The following is a 5,073-nucleotide window of genomic DNA, read 5'->3' as shown; positions in this document are numbered from 1 at the left end:
GTGGGGGAGGTGCTCGAGGCCAGCGACGCCCCGCGCGGCACCCGCAGCTCGCGCGCCGTGGTGGGCGAGTTTAGCCTGGGCGCCCAGGCGGTGATCGTGGCGAGCGGCGGCATCGGCGGCAACCACGAGCTGGTGCGGCGCAACTGGCCCCTCGAGCGGCTGGGCCCGACGCCGGAGTTCATGGTAGCGGGCGTGCCCGAGCACGTGGACGGCCTCATGCTCGGCGCCGTGGCGGAGGCGGGCGGGCGGGTCATCAACCCCGACCGCATGTGGCACTACACCGAGGGGCTGCGCAACTGGAACCCGGTGTGGGCCAACCACGGCATCCGCGTCCTGCCGGGACCCTCGAGCCTCTGGCTCGACCCCTACGGCCGCCGCCTGCCCTTCCCGCACCTCCCCGGCTTCGACACCCTGGCTACCCTCCAGCACATCACCCGCAACCGCTACCCCTACACCTGGTTCGTGCTCAACCGGCGCGTCATCAAGAAGGAGTTCGCCCTCTCCGGCTCCGAGCAGAACCCCGACCTCACCGGGCGCGACGTGCGCGGGGTGCTGCGGCGGGTGGTGGGGGGCGTGCAGGCCCCGGTGCAGGCCTTCATGGACCGCGGCGCCGACTTCGTGGTGCGGCCCACCCTGCCCGAGCTGGTGCGCGCCATGAACGCGCTGGCGGGGACCGACTGGCTCGAGCCCGCCGTGGTCGAGCGCGAGGTGCGCGACCGCGACGCCCAGCTCGCCAACGCCTTCGGCAAGGACGCCCAGCTCGCCGCCGTGCGGGCCGCGCGGGCCTACCTCGGCGACCGGCTCGTGCGCGTGGCTAAGCCCCACCGGCTGCTCGACCCCGCCGCCGGGCCGCTCATCGCCGTGCGGCTCAACGTCCTGACGCGCAAGACCTTAGGGGGCCTCGAGACCGACCTGCAGGGCCGGGTGCTGCGGCAGGGGGGCGAGCCCTTCCCGGGGCTCTACGCCGCGGGCGAGGTGGCGGGGTTCGGCGGGGGCGGCATGCACGGCTACCGCGCCCTCGAGGGCACCTTCCTGGGCGGGTGCGTGTTCAGCGGGCGGGTGGCGGGGCGGGCGGCCGCCGCGGCCGTGGTCTAGGCCGCCTCGCGGTCGAGGGGCTCGAGGTAGCCCAGCCGCCGCCGCTTGAGCTCGTCCATCGCCCGGTGGGTGGCCTCGCGCTCGAGCTTGAGGGCCAGGTCGAACAGCGCGCCGGCGGCCTGTACGCACGCCTCGGACACCAGGCGCCGCCGGTCGGGGGCCAGGCAGCGCAGGTCGAGCTCGCCGACGGCTCCGCCCGCGAGGTCCCCGGCTACGTGCAGCCCCTGGGCCTGGACTATGCCGCCTTCGGCCGGCTCACCCCGACCGCAGGGCGGCGAGCAGCCGCCGGGCCTCGGCCGCGTGCGCCTGCTCGCCGGGGAGCTGGGCCAGGCTGGAGAGCACCAGCGCGAGGTCGTAGGCGTGGCCCAGTGACCGGAAGCCGGCCTCGGCCTGGCGGTAGGCCCAACGCGCGGCCTCGAGCTCGCCGCGCGCGGCGAGGGCCCGGCCCTCCACCCAGCTCGCCTGGGCCAGGCCGGGCTGGTTCCGGAAGGTTTCGGCGAGCTTCTGGGCCTTCCGCGCGTAGGCCAGGGCGTCCTCGAGCTCGCCCTGCTCGAGCCGGAAGGCCGCCAGGGCGGGGTAGAACTGCACGCTGCACACCGGGCACAGCGTGCCCTGGGCCTCCAGGTCCAGGCCCGCCCGGGCCAGGCGCTCGGCCCGCGCGCGGTCGCGGGCTTCCAGGCGGTTCCACAGCCCCGCGGCGTAGAGGCGCATCAGGCAGTGGTCGCGCACCGCGGCCTGCGCGGCGGCCTCGAGGCCCCGCTCCACCGCCCGCCAGCCGGCCTCGAGCTCCCCCCGCGCGGTGCGGAGCAGGGCTTCGCGGGCCAGGGTGTAGGCCTCGCCGGCCGGGGAGCCGATGCGGTGGTGGAGCTCGAGGGCGCGCCCCAGGTGGCGGGCGGCCTCCTGGAGGTTGGTGCGCAGGAACTCCATGCTCCCCAGCGCGTAGTGGCACACCGCCACGCAGCGCAGGTCGCCCACGGCCTGGGCGTGCTCCTGCACCCGGCGGATGAAGGCCTGGGCCTGCTGGTAGGGGTCCTCGCCGTAGACGTGGTACTCCCACAGGCACAGGTGGGCGTCGGTGGCTAGGGCCACCTCCGGCGACCAGCCGGCCAGCCCGCGCTTGAGCTCGTAGCGCAGGCCCTCCTCCCAGCGGCCCATGGGCAAGTAGGAGAGGGCGAGCAGCTCGTAGGCCTGCTGGACCTCCACCCCGGCGCCCTGGGCCTCGGCGAGCTGCAGGGCCTCGTGGGCCTCGGCGGCGGCCTGCTCGAGCTCGTGCCAGTGCCAGTGGTAGAGGGCCTGCACCAGCAGGAGCCGGGCGCGCTCGAGCGGGCCGGGGCCGGTGCGGGCCTGGGCCTGCGCCAGGTAGGCGGCGGCGCCGTCCATGTCGGTGGCGAGGATGGCGGTGAGGGCCAGCTTGCGGTAGAGCGCGGCCGGGGCCGGCGCGCCCTCGAGGGCTTCCCGGTAGGCCGCCAGGGCCTGCCGCACGTCGCCGGTGGCCCGGTGCGCGTCGCCGATGCGCTCCCACACCCGCGCCCGCGCCTCGCCGGCGAGCCCCAGCTCCAGCGCCTCGCGGTAGCGCTCGAGGGCGGCGGGGTGGTCGTAGACCGCGGTGGCCCGCTCGCCCGCTTTGAGCAGGTACTCCAGCGCCCGCTCGGCCTGCCCGGCCCGGCGGTAGTGGTGGGCCAGGGCCTCGGTGTGGGGGGCGAGGTCGGCGCGGTAGGCGGCCTCGAGCGCCCGCGCCACCTCGCCGTGCAGCGCCGCCCGGCGGGCCAGCGAGAGCCCCTGGTAGAGGGCCTCGCGGTAGAGGGGGTGCCGGAAGCGGTAGCCCGGGCCCTGCTCGAGCAGCAGCTTGGCGGCCAGGGCTTCGTCCAGGGGGTCGGCCAGCCCCGGCCCCACCGCCGCCTCGAGCACCGCGTGCGCCACCTCCCGTCCCGCCACCGCCGCCAGTTGGAGCAGGTGCAGGGCCGGCGGGCTGAGGCGCAGGAGCCGCCCGGAGAGCAGCGTGGTCAGCGAGGGGGGCAGGGCCAGCGTGCCCAGGTAGCCGGGGGTGGCAAAGGCCAGGTAGGCGCGCCGGAACCGGCGGGCCAGGGGCACGCGGAACCGCAGCTCCCGCTCCAGGGCCCTGCGGCCCGGGCCCAGCAGGTAGTAGCCCGGGTCTGCGGCGGCCCGGCTTTGCCCGGCCTCGCCCGCGCCGTCCTGCGCCCGGGCTAAAGCCACCGCCCGCTCGGCCACCCCGAGCTCGGGGATCCCCGAGCCCTTAGCCAGCTCCTCCACCGCGTGGCGGTAGCGGTCCCGGGTGCCGAAGTCCAGCGCGGCATAGCCCGCGTGGCGCCGCAGGGCGGCCTCCACCAGGCTGGCCTCCTCGACGAAGCGCTCCCAGTCGAAGAACGAAACCGAGCGCATGCTGGTGATGACGTTGCTGACGGTAACGTTGGTCGCGGCCTGGCGGGCGTGCTCGAGGGAGACGAGGTCGTCGACGGTGGTGCCCTGGGCCGCGACGCGCTCGAGCAGCCAGCCCAGGACCGGCGTGACGGCGGGGTCTTGCTCGCGCAGCCGGTGCACGAGCTGCACCACGAAGGCCGCGGGCAGCGGGGCCTGCTCGAGCCGCCGCAGGACCCCCCGGGCGGCCTCGGGCGTCCGCAGGCCCAGCAGGCGGTCCGCGAGGCGGTCGGCCTCCCGCCGCGCATCCTGCCAGTGCAGCACCCACTCGGCCAGGCGGCGCAGGTTCTCGACCAGCACCAGCCGCAGGCTGATCGCCAGTGCCCACAGCTCGCCCAGGTTCAGGGGGGCCCGCCCCTGGTAGGCCTGCACGAACCGCAGCAGGCTCTCCGGGTCGAAGCGGCTGTCGGTGTGGGCCACGTAATCCCAGGCGATCCCGTACACCCTGGGGTACCCCTCGAGGGGGCCCCCGGCGAGCTTGGGCAATTCGCGGTAATAGTGCCCCGGGAGGTCGTTGCGGATGCCCCGGAGCTGCTCGTCGAGGACGTGGTGGTTATCCACCAGCCACTCCGCCGCGGAGGCGACGACCCGCTTCTGCCGGAGCGCCAGGGTGATCTCGTCATGGCTGTGCTGCAGCGCCCGGGCGTTGCTCTGGAGCCGTGGGAACAAGGACCGGCCCCTCGACGGGATCCTCGAGAGCACCTGGGAAGCGGCGAGGGCCCGGGCGTGCTCCTCGAGCCGCTCCAGGCTGTAGATCATCCCGCGGATCGGGTCTTCCGGCCCGGGCCTGAGCGGGAGGCCCCCGCCGCCCGGGTCTTCCATGGCCTTCGTCCTACGCATCTGTTCGCCCCTTCAGAATCCGGCCGGCGATGGGATCTGGCCGTCCGCGGCGGATTCCACGGACGATGTGCCCGACCCTGGGGTTGCAGCAGGTTTAGCCAGGAACCATTCAGGGTAACACGGCAGCGCCCGCCCAATTGCGACCGGATGCGCCGGCACGGCCGGCGTGCCTTAGCAGCCCGCGGGAACGGGGCTCCCGTTCTACCGCAAAGGAGATGCGCCTTACGTGCTTTGGTGAGTACCTGCTACTAGGTGGAGTGGCTCGAGCCGTAGGCATAGCGCTCGAGCCGCAGGGCTTTCACGGCACTTCAGTCGCCATTCAAGGGTGGACAAGGCCGGTTGTTCCCGGGGCCACCTCCTGGCCCCGGGGGTGGCTCGAGACCGCCCCACCCGCTCCATGGATCTGTTCCGGATTATCCGTACCTGGACCTATCCCGTGCAAGAGAGCCGTCCAGGACGGGCTATAGCCGCCGACCGCGTAAAACGCACGATAAGGCCCCCCGCCGAGGGGGCGAGGGGAGAACCTTGGCAGGCGGCAGGTTAAGGGGGCGGCTGAGGTGCCCCCCCTTAGCCCTCTGGGCAATCCCAGGAGGTAGACCCCGCCGGCCCGGCCCTCGAGGGCCCAGCCACATTTCCCTTAACATTCCTTAGGGGAAATACTGGGGGGATCTGGGCGGTTCGGGCCCTCGAGGGGGTGGGGAC

At 74.5% G+C, this 5,073-nt stretch carries 3 protein-coding genes; 1 reads left to right on the top strand and 2 read right to left on the bottom strand.

Annotated elements, in window-relative coordinates; all coding sequences use genetic code 11:
* Positions 1 to 1,095: FAD-binding dehydrogenase (locus tag Mterra_RS18665; protein ID WP_119316511.1), on the top strand; the 1,095-nt coding region annotated here is incomplete at its 5' end.
* Here the strand turns inward: Mterra_RS18665 and Mterra_RS22575 are convergent.
* Both Mterra_RS22575 and Mterra_RS18660 read right to left on the bottom strand, forming a co-directional pair.
* Positions 1,092 to 1,235 (bottom strand): hypothetical protein, encoded by a 144-nt coding sequence (locus tag Mterra_RS22575; RefSeq protein ID WP_170159740.1) that lies wholly within the window; start codon positions 1,233 to 1,235, stop codon positions 1,092 to 1,094. The two genes, Mterra_RS18665 and Mterra_RS22575, sit on opposite strands and share 4 nt — an antisense overlap.
* A gap of 115 nt (positions 1,236 to 1,350) precedes the next feature.
* A complete protein-coding gene (locus Mterra_RS18660) occupies positions 1,351 to 4,371 on the bottom strand; it encodes a hypothetical protein (protein WP_147372942.1) in 3,021 nt (1,006 codons plus the stop codon).
* Positions 4,372 to 5,073: the final 702 nt, after the last annotated feature.

The sequence above is a fragment of the Calidithermus terrae genome (assembly GCF_003574345.1).
GTDB classification, from domain to species: domain Bacteria; phylum Deinococcota; class Deinococci; order Deinococcales; family Thermaceae; genus Calidithermus; species Calidithermus chliarophilus.
Note: the sequence above shows the minus strand (reverse complement) of the source record. Positions and strands in the feature narration are given on the sequence as shown.